This is a genomic window from Achromobacter sp. RW408, assembly GCF_003184165.1.
Taxonomy (GTDB): domain Bacteria; phylum Pseudomonadota; class Gammaproteobacteria; order Burkholderiales; family Burkholderiaceae_B; genus Achromobacter; species Achromobacter xylosoxidans.
Map to the genome: position 1 here is coordinate 725,459 of NZ_QHHO01000022.1, position 18,510 is coordinate 743,968.

Consider the following 18,510-nt stretch of genomic DNA (forward strand, 5'->3'; position numbering starts at 1 on the left):
CGCGTCAAGGGCGCGGCGGCGTCATCGCCGGCTTCATTTGGGGCGCGCGCCCGACGCCAGGACTTCGTCGGCAATCTCCGACAGCGGCATCTCCCTGAACGCCTGCAGCAAGGCCAGCTCCGCGGACGCCAGCGCGGCGCGAAGACGCCGGTTCACCGCCGCTTCCACGGGGCACGCCGCATTGTCCTGCGCCGGTCCCACGGCGAACAGCGTGGCGTGCGCGATGGCGTCGCATACATCGCCGACGGTCAGGCGATCCAGTTCGCAGGCCAGCGTCCAGCCGCCGCCCGGACCGCCGGTGGAGGTGACGAAGCCGGCATCGCGCAACACACTCATCGTGCGGCGCGCGAAGACGGGGTTGGTGTGCAGCATCTGGCCGATGGTCTGCGACGTGGTGGCGCCGCCGCGCAAATGCATGTGGACCAGGACGTGCAGCAGGCGCGCCAGGCGGGTGTCTCGTTGCATGGAACCCCAGTTTGAAAATGTGCAACTTTTGATGTTACTCTTTTGGCCAGATATTGTGTAATCCCTTGCCATCGAGAGCCCGCATGCTTGAACCCCGCCAACGTTTTATCGAGACCAATGGCATCCGCCTTCACGTGGTGGAGCAGGGCGCCGGCCCCTTGGTGATCCTGTGCCACGGTTTTCCCGAGACCGCGCATGCGTGGCGGCACCAGCTCGAAGCGCTGGCGCAGGCGGGCTATCGCGCCGTTGCGCCGGATTTGCGCGGCTATGGCGCCAGCGACTGCCCGGCTGACGTGGGGCAGTACACGGCGCTGGACGTGATCGGCGATCTGGTCGGGTTGCTCGACGCCCTGGGGGAGCGGCAGGCCGTGCTGGTCGGCAACGACTGGGGCGCGTCGATCGCATGGCAGGCGGCGCAGGTCCGGCCCGACCGGTTCCGCGCGGTGGCGGCGCTGGGGGTGCCGATGATGGGACGCGCGCCCATGGCGCCCAGCCGGCTGTTTCCTCAGAACGAACAGGCGTGGTTCTACACGCACTATTTCTCGGCGCCGGGCGTGGCCGAAGCGGAGTTCGAGCGCGATATCCCGGCCACGTTGCGCAAGATCTACTTCTGCGCCTCCGGGGCGATGGGACCGCGCGATGGTGGCACGCCCAATCCGTTCGGCATGGTGCCGCGGGGAGGTGGGCTGCTGGACTCGCTGACAGACCCGACGGCCTTGCCGCCCTGGCTCGGCGCGGCGGATCTGGAGCGATTTGTCCAGGCCTACACGCGGTCGGGGTTTCGGGGCGGCCTGAATTATTACCGCAACCTGGATGGCAACTGGCAAGCGCAAGCGGCCTTCGCGGGGTTGCGCATCGAGGTGCCGGCGCTGTATCTGGTCGGTGAATACGACACGGGCCTGGCGATTCCGGGAATGCGGCAGATCATCGACGCCATGCCCCTGCTGGCGCCGGACCTGCGTGGTTCGCAGGTGATTGCGCGGGCGGGGCACTGGCTTCAGCAGGAGGCGCCCGACGCCGTCAACGCGGCCCTGGTGGCCTTCCTGCGGGCATTGTGACCTGACGGCCCCGGGGCGCGGGAACGCATTGCATCGCTTTTCGCTTCAGCCGGCCGGCCGCCGCTGCGCCATATACCTGCCCGGCGAGGTGCCCAGGGCCTTGCGGAACATCGTCACGAAGCCGCCAGCGCTTTCATAGCCAAGGTCGTCGGCCACCTGTTGCACCGACATGCCGGTGCTGAGCCATTTCACGGCCAGCATCAGGTGCAACTGCTGGCGCCAGCGGCCGAAGCTCATGCCGGTCTGCTGCATCAGCAGCCGTGCCAGCGTGCGTTCGCTCAGGCCGACGCGCCGCGCCCAGCCCTGCATGGTGCCGCGTTCGCGCGGCTCGGCCATGAGGGCGTCGACGATCTTGCGCAGGCGCCGGTCGGTGGGCATGGGCAGTTGCAGCGTGCCCAGGGGCGCGGCCGCCAGTTCGTCCAGCAGCAGGGTCACCAGATGCGCGGCGGGGCCGTCGTCCGGATACAGCAGGGGCAGGCTGGCCGAGCGGACCACCAGTTCGCGCAGCAGGGCCGTGGTGGTGACGGCGCAGCAGGCAGCGGGCAGCGCCGAGGCGGCGGCCGGTTCGATGAAGGCGACGTAGACCTCGATCGTGCCGGCCGCGGTGATCTTGTGCAGCAGGTCGCCCGGCACCCACAGGGCGCTCTGCGGCGGCACGATCCACAGGCTGCCGGCGATCTCGCAGGTCAGCACGCCGCGCAGCAACAGCAGCAGCTGGCCCTTGCGGTGGCGGTGGAAGTCCTTTTCGATCCGGTCCAGGCCGTGCTCGTCGAGGTCGGCCAGATCGATGCCGGCCGCGCCGACGGTCACGACCGGGCGCGGCACGAGGTCGGGGTCGAACCATTGGACGGGATCGACCAGGTTGGTCAGCACGGGCATGGCGGGGCGCCGGAGCCGAGGGCGCCGGCAGGTTGGCAGGATTATGGAATTTGATGGCGTAGTTTACCAATGCTGCCAGGTATGAGGCTTCCTACCATGACGGTACGGCTGGCGCTGGGCCGCCGCACCCCAACAGGACGACTCATGAATGCACTCGATAGCGACCGCGTCGCGCAGACCCTGCGGCGCCTTTTCCAGGAGGCGGCCGAGGCCGACCGGGGCCTGATGGATCAGTTCGGCGCGAATCCGGACGAGGACGCCGGGCAGATGTACGCGCAAGCCATCGCCAGTACGCTGGCCGATGAGCGGCGCGACCTGCGCGCCGTGTATCGCGGCTATGCCGGCAATTTCCTCAACGTTTCGGCGGCCTATGGTCGCTTTCTCTACCAATGCGCGCGCAGTCGCCGCGCCACGCGCATCGTCGAGTTCGGCACCTCGATGGGCGTGTCGACGATCCATCTGGCCGCGGCGCTGCGCGACATGGGCGGCGGACAATTGATCGGCACCGAACTGGAGCCGGCCAAGGCGGAGCGGGCGCGGGCCAACCTGCTGGCGGCGGGGCTGGCGGAAGGGGTCGAGATCCGCGTCGGCGATGCCCGCGAGACGCTGGCCGATGTCGGCGGCCCGATCGACCTGGTGTTGCTGGACGGCGCGATCAGCCTCTATCTGCCGGTGCTCAGGCTGCTCGAGCCGCGCCTGAAGCCGGGCACGCCGATCCTGGCCGAGAATGCGTGGGACCACGACAACGAGTACCTCGACTACGTGCGCGATCCGGCCAATGGATACGTGTCGCAACCGCTGGAGATCGACCCGGGCCGTGGCAACGAATTCACGGTGTATGCAGGATGACCGCCATGACCGATCCGAGGCCGGAGCCAGGCCGGGTCAGCCGCCTGCTGACCCGGCTATTCATGACGCGCGCGCGGGTGGCGCGGGCCGAGACGCCGGCGCCGGGCTTTCGCTTGATCACGCTGGAAAGCCCGGCGTTTCGTGAAGCGTCGTGGCGGCCGGGGCAGAAGGTGCAGATCGCGATGGGTTCGGCGTTCGTGGCCCGCACCTATTCGCCGATCGAATGGGATGCGGTGGCCGGGCGCACGCGGCTGCTGGTGTGCTGCCACGGCGGCGGACCGGGCAGCGCATGGGCGCGGCAGGTGACGCCGGGCGACGAATGCGACGTCTTCGGTCCGCGCGCCTCGCTCGATCCGGGCCGCGTGCAGGGACGTTGCGTGCTGCTTGGCGACGAGACTTCGCTTGGCCTGGCATACGCGATCAGCCGCCACTTTGCCGCTGACGCGCCCCATTGCCTGCTCGAAGTGGCGGCGCTGGCCGAAGCGCGGGCGGTGTCGAGACGGCTCGGGCTGGAGGCGGTCGAACTGTTCGAACGTTGCGGCGACGACGGGCAACTGGACGCGATCGCGCGCCGCCTGCCCGTGCTTGCCGGCGCCGACCGCGGCTACATCCTGACAGGCAGGGCGCCGTCGATCCAGCGGCTGCGCCGGACCTTGGCCGCGCAGGGCGTGCCGGGCGCGCGCATCATGGCCAAGGCCTATTGGGCGCCCGGCAAGCGCGGCCTGGACTGACTGGCGCGGCATGCCGGGCCCGCTCCGGGCGGGGGAAGGCGGCTGGCTGACACGGCGCCGGCGCGGGCCGGCACGTGGACGGTGTCGATGTCACTAGCGTTCAAGACGCCCGCGTACGCATGGCCAATACTCGATCTCCCATCAGGATCGAAGAGGCTTTTTCCATGATCGAGGTCATCCACGCCCATCCGGCGTCGCTTTCGCACGGGCGCCCGGCGCCGGCCGAGGCGCAGCCGGCCTTGCATCCGGACCGGATGCGGCTGCTTGCCCGGCAGTTCGCCGACGAGCCGGCCTATCGCCACGTCGGCCTGTGCCTGGAGGACCTGGCGCGCGGGCGCTGCCAGGCGTCGGCCAGGATCGTGCCCGCCCTGCTGCATCACCGCGGCGCGGTGCAGGGCGGCATCGTCGCCATGGTGGCGGATGCCACGGCGGGCTATGCGGCGCTGACGCTGATCGACGGCGGCGCCGGCCAGGAGGGCGACGATATGGCGACGCTGGAATTCAAGACTTCGTTCCTGCTGCCCGCCGCGGGCGATACGATCCGTTGCGTGGCGCAGGTGGTGTCGCACAGCAAGAGCATCGCGTTTTTCGACGCGCAGGTATACGTGGTGGAGCGCGGCGAAACCCGCCTGTGCGCCCAGGCCTCGCTGACCTTCAAGCGACTGCGCCCGCGCCGCTGACGCGCGATGCAGGGCGGGCTGGGGCGCCGTGGACACCGACGCCTTTTCACTTGTTTTCACATATCTCGTACAAAGCGCGGCGGAATGCCGCCGGTTTTGTGCGTAAGCTGCCGGTGCCCGCTCCCCGTCCAACGCCATGCTCAAATTCATCCTGCGTCTCTTTGTCGTGGCCGTCATCAGCCTGACGGCGGCTTTCCAGGTCGTCGACAAGGGACTCGTCACGCTGTTTTCGCCCAGGCTGGACGATCTGGCGGAACGCTCGATACGCGGTCAGGTGCATGCCCTGCACAAAGAGCTGGACCCGGTGGCGCCGCAGGCGCGCGAAGCCTTCCTGCGCGAGGAACTGCTGCCGCACTATGGCGCCGACCTGCGCCTGTTGCCCTGGGAGGCGGTGCGCCCGGACGAGCGCGAACGCCAGCAGATGGAGCAGGCCGGCTTCATCATGCGCGATGAATACAACACCTACCTGATCCCGCTGCCGGGCGCGCCGCGGCAATGGCTGGAACTGCGCCTGCCGGGCGACGGCATGCTGGACAAGCTGATGACGTGGGGCGCCTGGACCATGCTGACCCTGATCATGGCGACGGCGTTCCTGTTGTTGTGGGCGCTGCCGGTCTGGCGCGACCTGGACACCTTGCGCAATGCCGCGCTCGGCATGGGCCAGGGCGATCTCGGCAGGCGGGTGCGCCTGTCGCGGGTCTCGGGCATCCGCCACGTCGGCGAGAGTTTCAACCACATGGCCGAGCGCATTTCGGCGCTGATCGACAACCAGCGCAATCTGACCAACGCGGTCTCGCACGAGTTGCGCACGCCGCTGGCGCGGCTGTCGTTCGAGATCGACATCGTCGACCGCGGCAAGCTGCGTTCCCGCCACCGCCAGACTTTCCAGGACATGCGCGCCGACATCGCCGAGCTGGAAAGCATGGTGGGCGAACTGCTGATCTATGCGCGCCTGGAGCGGCCCAACGAAGAGGCCATCCAGCTGGACACGGTGGATGCGCGCGACTGGCTGGGCGAAGCGCTGGCCCAGATCGCGCACCAGGCCGAGGCGCGGCAGGTGCGTTGCAGCGTGCGCGATGGCCATCCGCCGCACGTGAGCCTGCACCCGCGCAACATGACGCGGGCGTTGTCGAACCTGGTGCAGAACGCCGTGCGCTATGCGCGCGAGCGGGTCGAGGTGGCGCTGTTGCCCACCTGTGACGGCGGATTCGAGTTGATCGTCGACGACGACGGCCCCGGCATCCCGCCCACGGACCGGGAGCGGGTATTCGAACCGTTCATCCGGCTGGACGAAAGCCGCGACCGGGGCACCGGCGGCGCCGGCCTGGGCCTGGCGATCGTGCAACGCGTGGCGGCCAGCCACGGGGGCAGCATCCGTGTGTGCGACAGCCCGCTGGGCGGCGCCCGTTTCGTCCTGAGGTGGCCGGACACGGCGGGGGCAGGCGACACGGTGCGGACGCTGGCCTGCCACGCGTGAGCGAAGCCGGCTGCGGCGAACGAGGCGCCAGGCCTTCAAGCGCGGGCTGGCGCGGCCTGATGACGGTCGTGGACCGCTGACGCGCAGTCCGATTTTGCGACGCGCTTCCAGGGCGTCCCGGGCGGGTCAGGCGCGCCCCGCGCGCAGCCATCGTCCCAATGAAAACCGCGTGTCGTGGCCGCCCGCGCGAGCGGATCGGCGGTCGTTGCCCGTCCCCCGCGTGTTCTTGACATCGCCGGGTCGTTCCACATAATCAGGGCGATTCTCGTTGTTATTTGTGGATAGCCTTCGAATGCCAGAATTCATGGCCACACGGGCGCGGACGTCTGCGGTGCAAGCGTCTTCGGCGCAGACATCTTCGGCGCAAACATCTTCGGTGCCTGCATCTTCGATCGTCCCGACGCCTCGGGCCGATTTGCGGGCAAGCCGCGGGCAGGCGGGAGGGGGGAGCTGTTCAACCCCGTTCCTCACTTTCCGGAGCTTTCCATGAAGAAGACCCTATCCCTGGCGATCGCGGCCCTGTGCCTGACCGCCACCGCGCAAGCCCATCAAGTCTGGATCGAGCAGCCCGGCGGCAAGTCCGCCATTGCGCGTTTCGGCGAGTTCGCCGAGAACCTGCGCGAGGCCTCGCCCGGCTACCTGGATGGCTTCGGCAAGATGTCGGCGAGCCTGGTCTCGGCCAAGGGCGAATCGCCGTTGACGGTCACCAAGACCGCCGATGGCTTCACGCTGTCGGGCAAGGCCAGCGGCAACGAGAGCCTGGTGCTGGAAAGCCCCATGGACACGCTGCGCAAGTTCAAGCATGGCGGTGAATCGATCAATGCCTGGTTCCACATGGGCGCGCGCTATGTCGCCAACCCGTCCGCCGCGGTGGCGCCCAAGCTGACGCTGGACATCGTGCCCACCGGCCAGGCCGGCGAATTCCAGGTGGTGCTGAAAGGCCAGCCCCTGCCCAAGGCCAAGCTGGTCGCGATGGTGGATTCCGGTTGGGAAAAGGCGGCCTACACCGATGCGCAAGGCAAGGCGCGCTTCGACCTGCCGTGGAAGGCGCAATACGTCCTGCGCGCCATGCATATCGACAAGACGGCGGGCGAACGGCAGGGCGCCAGCGGGCCCGAGCCTTACGATGCCATCGGCTACGTGGCGACCCTGACCTTCGTCAAGCCTGATGGCGTCACGCCGCTGCCGGCCGGCCCGGTCAGGCCGCCCAACAAGTTGCCCGCGGCTGCCCCGGCATCCGCGGCCGCCAAGTAGGAGCGGCCGTCGGTCCGGCGCCGCCAGGAGCGGCCCGGACCGTATCGCGGCGGTCGCCCGCCGCGATCCCATTGATCGTTATCGAGAAGGACAAGGACATGAATATCGGGGAACTGGCCAAGCGTACCGGACTGACCCCGTCGCGTATCCGCTTCTATGAAAGCGCGGGCCTGCTGCAGACGGTGGCCCGCCGGCCCAATGGCTACCGCACGTTTTCTCCCGAGGCGATGCTGGCGCTGGAACTGATCACGACCGCGCAGCAGGTCGGTTTCAGCCTGGACGAGATCCGCGTGCTGCTGCCGGCCACGGGCGACGACTGGAATCATGACGCGCTGCTGGCCGCCCTGCGGCGCAAGGTGGGCGAGATCGAATCGCTGGAGGCGCGGCTGGCCCGTAGCAAGGCCCAACTGATGGGCTTGATGCGGGATGTCGAATCCAGGCCCGGAGATGCCGACAACCTGTCCGACGCCCGGCGCGTGCTGTCGCGCGTGCTGAGCAAGCTGGACTAGTGCGCTGTGCGAGGCGCTTTCAGCGCGAACAGGCGCTACGCCACGGGACCGGCGACGTCCGGCGGCTGGCGCGGCCGGCCCGCCTCGATATCGAAATCGCGCGTCAACGCCGCGCCGGCATCGGCAAAGCGCGCCACCAGGAAGTCCAGCAATCGCCGCACCCGCGGCGCCATGTAGCGGGTGCCGTGGAATACGGCATGCACGCCATCCTCGCTTACCCGATAGTCGGGCAGCAGCACCTTCAGGCGCCCGGCGCGCAGGTCGTCGGCGGCATCCCAGATGGTCTTGCGCGCAATGCCATGGCCGGCGATGGCCCATTGGCGCGCCAGCGCGCCGTCGTTGGTTTCCCACGCGCGCTCCAGCGGCACGGTGAAGCTGGCCGCGGTTTCGTTCTTGATGAAATGGAACTGGTTGAGCGGACCGGCGACGGTGACCAGCACGATGAAATCGTGCCGCGCCAGGTCTTCGGGCGTGCGCGGCGCGCCACGCCGGGCGATGTAGTCGGGCGAGGCGCACAGCACTCGCCAGTTGGGGGCGAGATGGCGCGCGACCAGGGCGCCATCCTGTGGCCGCCCGAAGCGGATCGCCAGGTCGATGTCGTCGTGCAGCAGGTTCGACAGCGAGTCCGACAGCGTCAGCGCGATCTTCAGGTCAGGGTGCGCCGCGCTGAATTCTTCCAGCCAGTCATTCAGCAGGTTGCGGCCGAAGTCGGCCGACGCCGAGATCCGCAGCTTGCCGCGCACGGCCTGCTGGCCCGCCTGCAGCGCGGCCTCGGCAGCGTCGATGGCGCGTAGCGCGATCTCGCAATGCGCCAGGTAGACACGGCCTTCCTCGGTCAGGCGCAACTGCCGGGTGCTGCGGTGAAACAGCCTGGCGCGCAGCGCGGATTCCAGCTTGATCAGCCGCGCGCTGGCCGCCGCGGCCGACAGCCCCAGCTTGCGGCCGGCCGCCGACAGGCTGCCCGCCGCCGCCGTTTCCACGAAAAGTCGCATGTCGCCCAACCTGTCGGTCGCCATTTGAAATCCAGATTTGAAGATCATTCAAATTCTAGGCTAATTATCAAATTGGATGGTTAGCTCCAGACTGTCGCGTCTTTCATATGCAAGGAGCGCGACTCATGAGCGAGATGTCCGGATCGGCGGCGTTGGAAGGCAGCACCGCCAACCCCGCCACAGCCACCCCCACTACCGCGCGGTTGCCGCTGGCGGGCCTGTTGGCCCTGACGATGTGCAGCTTCATCGCGACCGCCAACGAAAGCGTGCCCGCCGGCCTGTTGCCGCAGATGGCGCGCGACTTCGGCGTGTCGCAGGGCTGGGCGGGGCAGTTGGCGACCCTGTGCGCGCTGGGTTCGGGCCTGGCGGCGATTCCGCTGACCATCGCCATGCGCGGCTGGCGGCGGCGCGCCGCCTTGCTGCTGGCGGTGGGCGGGTTCCTGCTGTGCAACGCCATTACCGCGTGGTCGCCGTACTACGCGCTGACACTGGGCGCGCGCTTCATGGCGGGCATTGCGACGGGGCTGGCGTGGAGCCTGCTGGCGGGCTATGCGCGGCGCATGGTGGCGCCGGCCTTGCAGGGGCGCGCGATGGCGGTGGCGATGGTGGGGATTCCATTGGCGCTGGCGCTGGGCGTGCCATTGAGCGCCTGGCTCGGCGCCCTGGCGGGATGGCGCGCGGTCTTTGGCGTGTTGTCGGGGATGAGCCTGGCGCTGATGTTGTGGGTGGCGCGGCGCGTGCCCGACTATCCCGGCCAGGCGGCGGCGCGGCGGATGCCGATGCGCCAGGTGTGGCGCACGCCGGGCGTGCGGCCGGTGCTGGCCGTGATCCTGGCGTGGATCCTGGCGCACTACACGCTGTACACCTATATCGCGCCGCTGATGGCCGCGTTCGGACTGGCGGCGCGGGTCGATGCGGTCTTGCTGGTGTTCGGGGTGGCGTCATTGGGCGGCATCTGGATGACCGGCATGCTGGTCGATCGCGGACTGCGTCCGCTGGTGCTGGCCAGCCTGGCGCTGTTTGCGCTGGTGGCGCTGGCCCTGGGGCACGGCGCAACGTCGACGGGCGCGGTGTTTGCCGCCATTGCATTGTGGGGGCTGAGCTTCGGCGGCGCGCCGACGCTGCTGCAGACTGCCCTGGCGGACGCCGCGGGCGACGGGGCCGACGTGGCGCAATCGATGTTGGTGACGGTGTTCAACCTGGCGTTCGCCGCCGGCGGCGCGATCGGCGGCGTGGTGCTGGAGACGGCCGGGGCGCCAGCCTTGCCGCGCACCATCGTGGTGTTGCTGGTGGTCGCGCTGGCCGTGGCCTGGCGAGCGCGCCACCATGGATTCGTGGCGGGCCGGCGGCGCGCGGCCTGACGCCGCCGGCCGTGTCAGGCCGCCGTGGCCGGCCGACCCAGCGCGGCGAAGGTGTCGCGCACGCAGTCGGCCATGCGCCGCGCCAGCGTGTTGACGGGGAAATGGTCGGAGGTGACGGCGTAGCTGTGGAATTCGACCTTTTCCGAAAAGCGGATTTCGCGCAGGTTGGCGATGCCCAGCGCGCGCGGCACCACCGGGTTGACGATGGAAACGCCCAGGCCCTTGGCGACCATGCCGCAGATGGTCGTGGCGTAGGGCGTTTCGATAGACAGCACGCGGGTGTCGTCGGGAAAGTGGCGGTCGATGGCGGCGCGGTTGAAGCTGCCGGCGGGCAGCGAGATGAAGTTCTCGTCGCGAAAGTCCGCGGGCGCCAATCGCCTCTTGCCTGCCAGCCTGTGGCCGCGCGGCACGATACCCACGCCATGGGCGGTGTTGATGCGCTCGTAGCGCAGGCCGGGCAGGTCGGTATGCAGCGAGCAGAAGCCGATGTCGCAGACGCCGGTGGCCAGCCATTTGGCGACCACGTCGGAGCCCCCGGTGTTGACCACCACGGGGATGTCCGAGAACTTCTGGCGGAACAGCACGATGGCGTCCGGCAGCACGCACTGCGTGATGGAGCCCACCGCGCCAACCCGCAACAGGCCGGTGCCGCGGCGGCGGATGGAGCTGGCGCTGTCGTTGAGCGATTCCAGGCCGATGAAGGCGCGTTCGACGTCGGCGTAGAAAGCCTCGGCCTCGGGCGTGGGAATGATGCGGGTGCCGACCCGTTGGAACAACACGAAGCCCAGCGCTTTTTCCAGTAGCGCGATCCAGCGGCTGACGTTCGGCTGCGAGGTGTGCAGCAGTCCGGCCGCGGTGGTCATGGAGCGCGTCATCATGACCGCGCGGAAGGCTTCGACTTGCTTGAAATTCATGATTCAAATCATATCAGTTTTGTATGATAAGTCGTAAATATCTGATTTGACGTATGAATTGGCCCGGCGGGAGACTACGGTTTTCAGCCCTTGCATCCCCCGGACCGATATGGAATCCAAAGTCAGCGCCCGCCTCAAGCAACCCCTGGCCAAAGAGGTGCTCCAGCATATTTTCCTGCCGCGATTGAACCGCGAGTTCTTCGCCAACTTCGAGATGCTCACCCAGGTCAACCTGGCGCACCTGTTGATGCTGCGCGAGCAGGGCATCCTCGATCACGACGCCGCGCAGCGCCTGGCGCGGGCGCTGCTCAAGATGCAGGCCGACGGTCCGCACGCGGTGGAACTGGACCCGGCGCGCGAGGAAGCGTATTTCAACTACGAGGCGCACCTGATCAAGGCCGTTGGCCAGGAACTGGGCGGCCGCCTGCACACCGCGCGCAGCCGCAATGACATCGGCGCCACCATCGACCGCATGCGGGCGCGCGATTTCGCCGCCCGCATCGGCGCGGCGCTGATCGGCGTGGCGCGCGCCGCGCTGGCCCGGGCCGAACGCTATGCCGACTGGGTCATGCCGGGCTACACCCACATGCAGGCGGCGCAGCCCATCACCTACGGCTATTACCTGTCGGCGCTGGTCGATGCCTGGTCGCGCGATATCGGCCGGCTGGCGCATGCGCTGGAAACGGCGGACGCCTCGCCGCTGGGGGCCTGCGCGCTGGCGGGCACGTCGTTTCCGATCGACCGCGCCGCCACCAGCGCCATGCTCGGTTTCAGCGCGCCGCTGGCCAATGCGCTGGACGGGGTGGCGTCGCGCGACTTCGCGCTGGAGCTGAGCGCGACGCTGTCGATCATGATGGTCACCTGCAGCCGCATGGTGCAGGATTTCTATATCTGGTCCACGCCCGAGTTCGGCTACCTGTCGTTTCCGGACAGCATCGCCAGCACCTCCAGCATCATGCCGCAGAAGAAGAACCCGGCGGTGCTGGAATACCTGCGCGGCAAGACCGGGCACCTGATCGGCCTGACCGGCGCGGCGCTGTCCACGGTCAAGTCCACGCATTTCACCCACTCCGGCGACAGCAGCCGCGAAAGCACCCGTACCTGCTGGGAAGCGTGCGAGGAGGCGCTCAAGGCGCTGGAACTGATGCAGCTGCTGGTGGAGCAGGTCGAGCCGGACCGCGCGCGCATGGCGGCGCGCGCGGCGGACGATTTCTCGACCGTGACCGATCTGGCGGACCTGCTGGTGCGCAAGGCCGGCATGTCGTTCCGCGACGCGCACCACGTCATCGGCGCGGTGGTGCGGCAGGCCCTGGAGCAGGGGCTGCCGGCGCGCGCCATCACGCCGCCGATGATCTCGGCCGCGGCGCGGGAACAACTGGGCCGACCGGTGGCGCTGGCGGCCGACGACGTCGCCGCCTGCCTCGATCCGGTGCGCAACGTGGCCGCGCGCCTGTCGCTCGGCGGGCCGGCGCCACAATCGGTGCGCACGCATCTGCGGGAGCAGCAGACCCTGCTGGACCTGCGCCAGGCCGCCATCGACGCCGCGCGCCAGCGTAGCGCCGCGGCGCACGCCGCGCTGCAGCGCCGCGTGGCGGCCCTGGTCGATACCGAAACCGGCGCGGCAGCCTGAGACGCCGCGCCCATCACGCCGTATAAATCAAACCAAGGGGAATACCGATATGTTCAAGGCAATGCCGAAATTCGCCGTGGCGCTGGCCGCGGCCCTCTTTGCCAGCCCAGGCGCGCAGGCCGCGCAGGACTATCCAGGCAAGCCGATCACGATGGTGGTGCCGTTCGCGCCGGGCGGCACCGTCAACCTGATGGGGCGCCTGCTGGCCAACCGCATGTCCGAGGCGCTGGGGCAGACGGTGATCGTCGAGAACAAGCCCGGGGGCGGTGGCAGCATCGGCGCCAACTTCGTGGCCAAGGCGGCGCCGGACGGCTACACGCTGCTGCTGGCGACGATGGGGCAGCAGTCGATCCTGCCGCTGATATCGAAGAACCTGCCGTACAACGCCGACAAGGACTTCGCGCCGGTGGCGCTGTTCTCGACGGTGCCCAATGTGCTGGCGGTGTCCAGGGACGCGCCGGCCAGGACCGTGGCCGAGCTGGTGGCCTATGGCAAGGCCAATCCCGGCAAGCTGAACATGGCGTCCGCCGGCATCGGTTCGGTCAACCACCTGACCGGCGAGCTGTTCATGTTCCGCTCGGGCGCGCGCTTCGAGCACGTGCCGTATCGCGGCGCCGGGCCGGCCACGTCGGACCTGCTGTCGGCACAGGTGCAGGTGCTGTTCGCCAACCTGCCCAATGTGCTGCCGTACGTGAAGTCGGGGCAGGTGCGGGTGCTGGCGGTGGCCAGCGACAAGCGCAGCGATGCCATCGCCGATATCCCGACCCTGGCCGAGGCCGGGGTCAAGGACGCGGTGGTGGAATCCTGGTACGGGGTGATGGCGCCGGCAGGCACCGATCCGCAGGTGCTGCGCAAGTTGCAGGACACGATACTGGCCATCGCCAACGACAAAACGCTGGTGGGGCAGCTGGCCGAGCAGGGCGCGGTGCCGTATCCGGGCACCAGCGAAGACCTGGCCAGGTTGTCGGCCGAGGAAACCCGGCGCTGGAAGCAGATCGTCGACAGCGCCAGGATCCAGCTGGATTGAGGCTTGGGCGGCCAAGGGAGCGGGCGCCGCCCCGGCCGCTACAGCGTCATCACCATTTCGTGCCAGGCCATGCCGCCATGGTCGGACGGCGACGGCCGCACGTAGCGGTAGCCGAGCTTGCGGTACAGCTCGACGTGGCGTTCCTTGCACATCAGGTGGATGGTCTGCTTGCCCTGGCGGCGGCAGTCGTCGATGAAGCGGTGCATCAAGCGCGCGGCATGGCCCTTGCCCTGGTGCGCCGGATCGACCACCACCGACATGATCACCACGTTGGGCGCGGCCGGGTCATGGCCGACCAATTCCTTGAAGGCCTCGTCCGACATGACCACGTCGTGGGCGCAGCCGCTGTTGATGAAGCCGACGATGGCGCCATCCTCCTCCAGCAGCAGGAAGCCCTGCGGATACTCGGCGATGCGGGTGGCGATCTTGGCGTGGGTGGCGGCCTCGTCGCCTTCGTAGGCGGTGCTTTCGATCGCGAAGCAGCGATCGGTGTCGGCCAGGGTGGGGGAACGGAAAGTCAGGGAAGGCATGGCGGAACGACAGCGGGGGATGACAGCGAAGCCGGTATGGTAGCTGTTCCGCGCGCGCCACACGGGTATTCCCGGAGACCGCGCCGGACCGGCCAGGCATCCCGGGAACCCCGGCGTGAAAAAAATGCGCATTCCCCGCGAAGGGGAATGCGCCAAGTCGCTGTGCGGCGCCGTGCCGGCCGGGCCGGCGCGGCGCCCCGCTTGCTTGCGGTACTTCGGCCCGAGTCCGCGTACGTCTTGCGGAATCTCCTGGCAAGCTTAGATACTGTTAGTCTCGTGGCTATACCGCGCGTCTCAGTTTTGCCGGAGTCTGCCGGTTATTTACTTTTTGTCATACTTGACGCGTCCTCGTCCGGGCCACTCGCGCGGCAACCTGCAAGCATGAACCCAAGTGCTTATCCGGCCGGCCAACCGCCGCGCATGCCTCCCGCCATCGCCCACCATCATTTCGATGTGGCGGCGCAGGCCCCCGAACGCCGCCTGCTGGCATGGCGCGACCAGGTCGGGCACGTGGTCGACGTGCTGCCCGACCGCGACGCGCTGCGCCAGCCTTTCAACGCGTCCATCGATCGCTATCGCATCGGCCGGCTGATGTTCACCGATTGCCGTTCCGACGCCCTGCGGCTGGAACGTTCGCTGGTGCGCATTTCACGCGACAACATCCGCGACTTCGCCTTCCATGTGTTCCTGGAAGGCGGGGTGGACGACGTGACGCTGCGCAACGCGCCGCGCCCGCCGGATGCGCGCGGCGCGGCGCGGGTGCTGGCGGTGGACCTGGGCCAGCCGGTGCGGCTGTGGCGCCACGCCTGTCGCATGCTGACCTTTTTCGTGCCGGCGGAATTGGTGCAGGAGGTGTTTCCCGATCCGCAGGCGATCCACGGCCGCACGCTGCACGATGGCATGCCGCTGCTGCCGCTGGCGATCGGCCAGGTGGCGGCGCTGGGCCAAACGATGCGCGGCCTGGACGCGCGGCAAGCGCAGGCCGACATCATCACCTGCGTGCGGCTGCTGTTGGCCGTCTTCGGCAAGGACGCGCGCCTGGCTGGCAATGCGCGCGCGGCGGGGCGGGCGGCCATGGTCGCGGAGGTCCGGCGCTACGTGCAGGCCAATCTGCACCAGGCCGGGCTGACGCCGGAATCGGTGATCCAGGCGCTGCGCCTGCCGCGTCCCACGGTGTACCGCCTGTTCCAGCACGAAGGCGGGCTGGGGGCTTACATCCGCCAGCTGCGCCTGCGCCTGGCCGCCGAGGAACTGGCGCGCTACCCGCACCTGACGGTGATGGAAATCGCCTATGGGCTGGGGTTCGGCAGCGCATCGGACTTTGCCCGCGCGTTCCGCCGCGCCTACGACATGCCGCCGCAGGAATTCCGCGAACAGTCATGGCGCTGGCCCGGGCGGGCCGTCCCGCGCGCCTAGCCGCGGCGCGGCGTCAGGCCGCGCACACCTGCCGCACGCATTCGCGCAGCCAGCGTTTTTTTGGGGTTCCTGAGCGTGTCATGCTGACGAACACCTGGTTGCGTGCCCTCGGTGCGATCTCAATCCTCATTCGCGGACAAGTTGAAGCCTTCGTCCAGCCATCCTGTAATCCCTCCGATCATGATCTTCACCGGTCGCCCCAGTTGAGCGAGGCGCAAGGCCCCACGTGTCGCGCCGTTACAGTGCGGGCCGGCGCAATACGTGACGAAGAGGGCGTCGGCCGGATAGTCCACCAGCTTCGATTCGACAATCTTGCCGTGAGGCAGATTGATCGCGCCCGGCACATGGCCCTGCGAGAACAGGGCTGGACCCCGCACGTCGAGCAGGATAAAGCCGGGCGTGCCACTTGCGAGCGCGCTGGCGACGTCGGAGCAATCAGTTTCGAACTGAAGCGCAGCGCGGAAGTGGGAGAGTGCGGCGGCGGGGGCGGCGGCGGGGATGGCGGTGACAGCGTTGGTAGTCGACATTTTGATTAAGCCTGAGTGGATCGTCGGATGAAAATCGCCTGGGAAAAGGAATCCAGGAAATGCATTCTGGCGTCCACGGACCGTCCCGATAAGTGGCGCAATAGACAAGGTTCGGTAATATTGCGCCATGAAAAATCATCTCGTCGTTGCCCTCGCTTACGATCGGCTGTGCACTTTCGAGTTCGGGTGCGTGACTGAGCTGTTCGCGCTAGAACGCCCTGAGCTCGGTGTGGATTGGTACCGTTTCGCCGTTTGCGCGATCGAGCCCGGCCCGCTGCGGGCCGCGGGTGGAATCATGGTCGCCGCACCCTATTCGCTCAAAATGCTCGACATTGCGGACACGATCGTGGTGCCCGGGTGGCGCGATGCTGACGAATTGCCGCCCGAGCCGCTGCTGAAACGGCTTCGAAAGGCTCATCGGAGCGGGGCGCGGCTTTGTTCGATCTGTTCCGGCGTGTTCGTGCTGGCTGCCGCGGGTGTGCTGGACGGGAAGACGGTGACTACCCACTGGCGATATGCCGATATGCTGCGGCAGCGTTACCCGCAAGTGCGCGTCGAGCCAGATGCGCTATATGTCGACGAAGGCCAGGTCATTACCTCGGCTGGTTCCGCGGCCGGGCTGGATATGTTGCTTTATCTGGTGCGCAGGGATTATGGCGCGGCCGTGGCTAATCGGGTCGCGCAGCGACTTGTGGTAGCGCCGCATCGGGAGGGCGGACAGGCGCAGTTCGTGCCTCGCCCCGTGCCGCACGACGAGAGCGGGCGCCTGACAAAGTTGATGGACTGGATGCGTCAGCATTCCGCCTTGCCGCACACGTTGCGCTCGCTCGCGGAACGCGCGGCGATGAGTCCGCGCACACTGCAACGGCAATTCCATGACGCTACCGGCATGGCACCCTACGAATGGCTCGTGCGGGAGCGCGTGGCAGCAGCCCGTGAAATGCTGGAAGCGCAGACTCCCTTGCCAATCGGCCGCATTGCCGAATTGGCAGGTTTCGGCTCGGAAGAGTCGCTGCGCAGGCACTTCCGGCGTATCGCGCTGACGAGTCCTACCGCCTACCGGGCAAAGTTCGGTCAGAGCGCGAGGTGATGCGGGCTCCGGCTGAAACGCCATTGTTTTGAACGGATCACTTTTCAGCGGTTTGCCTTCAAGTGCAAAGCGGCCGCGTGGCAAGGGTGGGTAGATTGAGGGCGGCGATGCGCGAGCGCCTAGCCGCGGCGCGGCGTCAGGCCGCGCACACCTGCCGCACGCATTCGCGCAGCCAGCGGTGCGCGGGGTCGGCATCCATGCGCGGATGCCACAGCATCGAGACGGTGAGGGCCGGCACCTCGACCGGCAGCGCGAAGCTGTGCATGCCGGCCCGCAGGTTGCCGGTATGGCGCTCGGGCACGCTGGCGATCAGGTCGGAACCGCGCGCCAGCGACAGGGCGTCGGAAAACCCGGCGACGATCACGGCGATCTCGCGCGCCAGGCCGAGCGCGCGCAGCCCCTCGTCGATCGGGCCTTTGTCGAGCCCGCGGCGCGAGACCAGCACGTGTTGGCCGGCGGCGTAGCGCGCCGCCGTGACCTTGCCACGGGCCAGCGGATGGCCGGCGCGCACCACGCCGATGAAGCGGTCGCGAAACAGCGCCCGGGTGCGGATCTCGGGACTGCTGGCGGCGCCGATCACGCCCGTCTCCAGGTCCACGCTGCCATCGCGCAGCGGCGCGCTGTCCTTGTCGGGTTTCTGTACGAAGCGCAGCCGCACGCCGGGCGCTTCGCGCTGCGCGAGCGCGATCAGCGCCGGGCCGAAATACTCCACGAAGCCATCGCTGGTGCGCAGCGTGAAGTGGCGCGACAGCCGCGACGGGTCGAGAAGTTCGGCCGGACGCAGCACGCCTTGCGCTTCCTGCACCAGCCGGCTCACCTGTTCGCGCAGTTCCTGGGCGCGCGGCGTCGGCACCAGGCCGCGGCCGGCGCGCACCAGCAGCGGGTCGCCGGTGGTGTCGCGCAGGCGCGCCAGCGCCCGGCTCATTGCCGACGGGCTCAGGTGCAGGCGGCGCGCGGCGCGGGCGACGTTGCACTCGGTCAGCAGGACGTCGAGCGTGAGCAGCAGGTTCAGGTCGGGGCGGGACATGGCGCGAACATAGCACGGCGTTGCCGTGAGATGGCGTCTGGTGCATGGATAAAGTGCAAATGCTGCGCCTTCCGCCATGGTCGATGCCGGCATA

General features: G+C 68.4%; 19 protein-coding genes. 12 read left to right on the forward strand and 7 right to left on the reverse strand.

What is annotated here, in order from left to right; genetic code table 11:
- Window positions 1-33 precede the first annotated feature (33 nt).
- Window positions 34-465: an Rrf2 family transcriptional regulator gene (locus DK459_RS05650; protein WP_058664666.1), complete on the reverse strand. Its 432-nt coding sequence runs from the start codon at window positions 463-465 to the stop codon at window positions 34-36.
- A gap of 83 nt (window positions 466-548) precedes the next feature.
- Between DK459_RS05650 and DK459_RS05655 the strand changes: the two genes are divergently transcribed.
- Window positions 549-1,523 (forward strand): alpha/beta fold hydrolase, encoded by a 975-nt coding sequence (locus DK459_RS05655; protein WP_110134528.1) that lies wholly within the window; start codon window positions 549-551, stop codon window positions 1,521-1,523.
- Window positions 1,524-1,568: 45 nt separating this feature from the next.
- On the opposite strand, the gene DK459_RS05660 is transcribed toward DK459_RS05655, so the two are convergent.
- Window positions 1,569-2,402, reverse strand: a complete 834-nt coding sequence (locus DK459_RS05660) for an AraC family transcriptional regulator (protein WP_024069186.1) — start codon at window positions 2,400-2,402, stop codon at window positions 1,569-1,571.
- A gap of 144 nt (window positions 2,403-2,546) precedes the next feature.
- Between DK459_RS05660 and DK459_RS05665 the strand changes: the two genes are divergently transcribed.
- The 6 genes from DK459_RS05665 to DK459_RS05690 all read left to right on the forward strand — a co-directional run bounded on the left by DK459_RS05665 (window position 2,547) and on the right by DK459_RS05690 (window position 7,902).
- The gene (locus DK459_RS05665; protein WP_026382891.1) at window positions 2,547-3,251 is read left to right on the forward strand and encodes an O-methyltransferase; all 705 of its coding nucleotides are present in this window, start codon (window positions 2,547-2,549) and stop codon (window positions 3,249-3,251) included.
- A gap of 5 nt (window positions 3,252-3,256) precedes the next feature.
- The gene (locus DK459_RS05670; protein WP_197742400.1) at window positions 3,257-3,982 is read left to right on the forward strand and encodes a siderophore-interacting protein; all 726 of its coding nucleotides are present in this window, start codon (window positions 3,257-3,259) and stop codon (window positions 3,980-3,982) included.
- Between the two features lie 164 nt (window positions 3,983-4,146).
- Window positions 4,147-4,662: a PaaI family thioesterase gene (locus DK459_RS05675; protein ID WP_006387115.1), complete on the forward strand. Its 516-nt coding sequence runs from the start codon at window positions 4,147-4,149 to the stop codon at window positions 4,660-4,662.
- A gap of 136 nt (window positions 4,663-4,798) precedes the next feature.
- The gene (locus DK459_RS05680; RefSeq protein WP_054443992.1) at window positions 4,799-6,139 is read left to right on the forward strand and encodes an ATP-binding protein; all 1,341 of its coding nucleotides are present in this window, start codon (window positions 4,799-4,801) and stop codon (window positions 6,137-6,139) included.
- Between the two features lie 486 nt (window positions 6,140-6,625).
- On the forward strand, window positions 6,626-7,393 hold the full coding sequence (locus DK459_RS05685) for a DUF4198 domain-containing protein (protein ID WP_110134529.1): 768 nt from the start codon (window positions 6,626-6,628) through the stop codon (window positions 7,391-7,393).
- 98 nt (window positions 7,394-7,491) lie between these two features.
- Window positions 7,492-7,902, forward strand: a complete 411-nt coding sequence (locus DK459_RS05690) for a MerR family transcriptional regulator (protein ID WP_049052543.1) — start codon at window positions 7,492-7,494, stop codon at window positions 7,900-7,902.
- A 35-nt stretch (window positions 7,903-7,937) separates the two neighbouring features.
- Here DK459_RS05690 and DK459_RS05695 read toward each other — a convergent pair whose 3' ends face one another.
- Window positions 7,938-8,918 (reverse strand): LysR family transcriptional regulator, encoded by a 981-nt coding sequence (locus tag DK459_RS05695; protein ID WP_110134531.1) that lies wholly within the window; start codon window positions 8,916-8,918, stop codon window positions 7,938-7,940.
- A 110-nt stretch (window positions 8,919-9,028) separates the two neighbouring features.
- On the opposite strand from DK459_RS05695, the gene DK459_RS05700 reads away from it, so the two are divergent.
- Window positions 9,029-10,255: an MFS transporter gene (locus tag DK459_RS05700; protein WP_110134605.1), complete on the forward strand. Its 1,227-nt coding sequence runs from the start codon at window positions 9,029-9,031 to the stop codon at window positions 10,253-10,255.
- A gap of 14 nt (window positions 10,256-10,269) precedes the next feature.
- On the opposite strand, the gene DK459_RS05705 is transcribed toward DK459_RS05700, so the two are convergent.
- Window positions 10,270-11,169, reverse strand: a complete 900-nt coding sequence (locus DK459_RS05705) for a LysR substrate-binding domain-containing protein (RefSeq protein ID WP_024069179.1) — start codon at window positions 11,167-11,169, stop codon at window positions 10,270-10,272.
- 109 nt (window positions 11,170-11,278) lie between these two features.
- Between DK459_RS05705 and argH the strand changes: the two genes are divergently transcribed.
- Together argH and DK459_RS05715 are read left to right on the forward strand one after the other, a co-directional pair.
- Window positions 11,279-12,799 (forward strand): argininosuccinate lyase, encoded by a 1,521-nt coding sequence (argH, locus tag DK459_RS05710; protein ID WP_024069178.1) that lies wholly within the window; start codon window positions 11,279-11,281, stop codon window positions 12,797-12,799.
- 49 nt (window positions 12,800-12,848) lie between these two features.
- A complete protein-coding gene (locus DK459_RS05715) occupies window positions 12,849-13,826 on the forward strand; it encodes a tripartite tricarboxylate transporter substrate binding protein (protein ID WP_070541981.1) in 978 nt (325 codons plus the stop codon).
- 38 nt (window positions 13,827-13,864) lie between these two features.
- On the opposite strand, the gene DK459_RS05720 is transcribed toward DK459_RS05715, so the two are convergent.
- A complete protein-coding gene (locus tag DK459_RS05720; protein ID WP_026382883.1) occupies window positions 13,865-14,356 on the reverse strand; it encodes a GNAT family N-acetyltransferase in 492 nt (163 codons plus the stop codon).
- A gap of 381 nt (window positions 14,357-14,737) precedes the next feature.
- On the opposite strand from DK459_RS05720, the gene DK459_RS05725 reads away from it, so the two are divergent.
- Window positions 14,738-15,772 (forward strand): AraC family transcriptional regulator, encoded by a 1,035-nt coding sequence (locus DK459_RS05725; protein ID WP_110134532.1) that lies wholly within the window; start codon window positions 14,738-14,740, stop codon window positions 15,770-15,772.
- A gap of 119 nt (window positions 15,773-15,891) precedes the next feature.
- On the opposite strand, the gene DK459_RS05730 is transcribed toward DK459_RS05725, so the two are convergent.
- A complete protein-coding gene (locus DK459_RS05730; protein WP_053498571.1) occupies window positions 15,892-16,299 on the reverse strand; it encodes a rhodanese-like domain-containing protein in 408 nt (135 codons plus the stop codon).
- A 127-nt stretch (window positions 16,300-16,426) separates the two neighbouring features.
- Here DK459_RS05730 and ftrA point away from each other — a divergent pair, with 127 nt between their 5' ends.
- Window positions 16,427-17,389 (forward strand): transcriptional regulator FtrA, encoded by a 963-nt coding sequence (gene ftrA / locus DK459_RS05735; protein WP_006387130.1) that lies wholly within the window; start codon window positions 16,427-16,429, stop codon window positions 17,387-17,389.
- Between the two features lie 136 nt (window positions 17,390-17,525).
- On the opposite strand, the gene DK459_RS05740 is transcribed toward ftrA, so the two are convergent.
- Window positions 17,526-18,416 carry a LysR family transcriptional regulator gene (locus tag DK459_RS05740; RefSeq protein ID WP_024069173.1) on the reverse strand — a complete coding sequence of 297 codons (891 nt, stop codon included), beginning with the start codon at window positions 18,414-18,416 and terminating at the stop codon, window positions 17,526-17,528.
- Between the last annotated feature and the right edge of the window lie 94 nt (window positions 18,417-18,510).

Bases quoted from the DNA above. Each gene is read 5' to 3' on its own strand.
- DK459_RS05680 (WP_054443992.1), top strand. From the start codon at position 4,799: ATGCTCAAATTCATCCTGCGTCTCTTTGTCGTGGCCGTCATCAGCCTG.
- DK459_RS05740 (WP_024069173.1), bottom strand. From the start codon at position 18,416: ATGTCCCGCCCCGACCTGAACCTGCTGCTCACGCTCGACGTCCTGCTG.
- argH (WP_024069178.1), top strand. From the start codon at position 11,279: ATGGAATCCAAAGTCAGCGCCCGCCTCAAGCAACCCCTGGCCAAAGAG.
- DK459_RS05650 (WP_058664666.1), bottom strand. From the start codon at position 465: ATGCAACGAGACACCCGCCTGGCGCGCCTGCTGCACGTCCTGGTCCAC.
- DK459_RS05700 (WP_110134605.1), top strand. From the start codon at position 9,029: ATGTCCGGATCGGCGGCGTTGGAAGGCAGCACCGCCAACCCCGCCACA.
- DK459_RS05655 (WP_110134528.1), top strand. From the start codon at position 549: ATGCTTGAACCCCGCCAACGTTTTATCGAGACCAATGGCATCCGCCTT.
- ftrA (WP_006387130.1), top strand. From the start codon at position 16,427: ATGAAAAATCATCTCGTCGTTGCCCTCGCTTACGATCGGCTGTGCACT.
- DK459_RS05730 (WP_053498571.1), bottom strand. From the start codon at position 16,299: ATGTCGACTACCAACGCTGTCACCGCCATCCCCGCCGCCGCCCCCGCC.
- DK459_RS05695 (WP_110134531.1), bottom strand. From the start codon at position 8,918: ATGGCGACCGACAGGTTGGGCGACATGCGACTTTTCGTGGAAACGGCG.
- DK459_RS05660 (WP_024069186.1), bottom strand. From the start codon at position 2,402: ATGCCCGTGCTGACCAACCTGGTCGATCCCGTCCAATGGTTCGACCCC.
- DK459_RS05670 (WP_197742400.1), top strand. From the start codon at position 3,257: ATGACCGATCCGAGGCCGGAGCCAGGCCGGGTCAGCCGCCTGCTGACC.
- DK459_RS05675 (WP_006387115.1), top strand. From the start codon at position 4,147: ATGATCGAGGTCATCCACGCCCATCCGGCGTCGCTTTCGCACGGGCGC.
- DK459_RS05685 (WP_110134529.1), top strand. From the start codon at position 6,626: ATGAAGAAGACCCTATCCCTGGCGATCGCGGCCCTGTGCCTGACCGCC.
- DK459_RS05690 (WP_049052543.1), top strand. From the start codon at position 7,492: ATGAATATCGGGGAACTGGCCAAGCGTACCGGACTGACCCCGTCGCGT.
- DK459_RS05720 (WP_026382883.1), bottom strand. From the start codon at position 14,356: ATGCCTTCCCTGACTTTCCGTTCCCCCACCCTGGCCGACACCGATCGC.
- DK459_RS05715 (WP_070541981.1), top strand. From the start codon at position 12,849: ATGTTCAAGGCAATGCCGAAATTCGCCGTGGCGCTGGCCGCGGCCCTC.
- DK459_RS05725 (WP_110134532.1), top strand. From the start codon at position 14,738: ATGAACCCAAGTGCTTATCCGGCCGGCCAACCGCCGCGCATGCCTCCC.
- DK459_RS05705 (WP_024069179.1), bottom strand. From the start codon at position 11,169: ATGAATTTCAAGCAAGTCGAAGCCTTCCGCGCGGTCATGATGACGCGC.
- DK459_RS05665 (WP_026382891.1), top strand. From the start codon at position 2,547: ATGAATGCACTCGATAGCGACCGCGTCGCGCAGACCCTGCGGCGCCTT.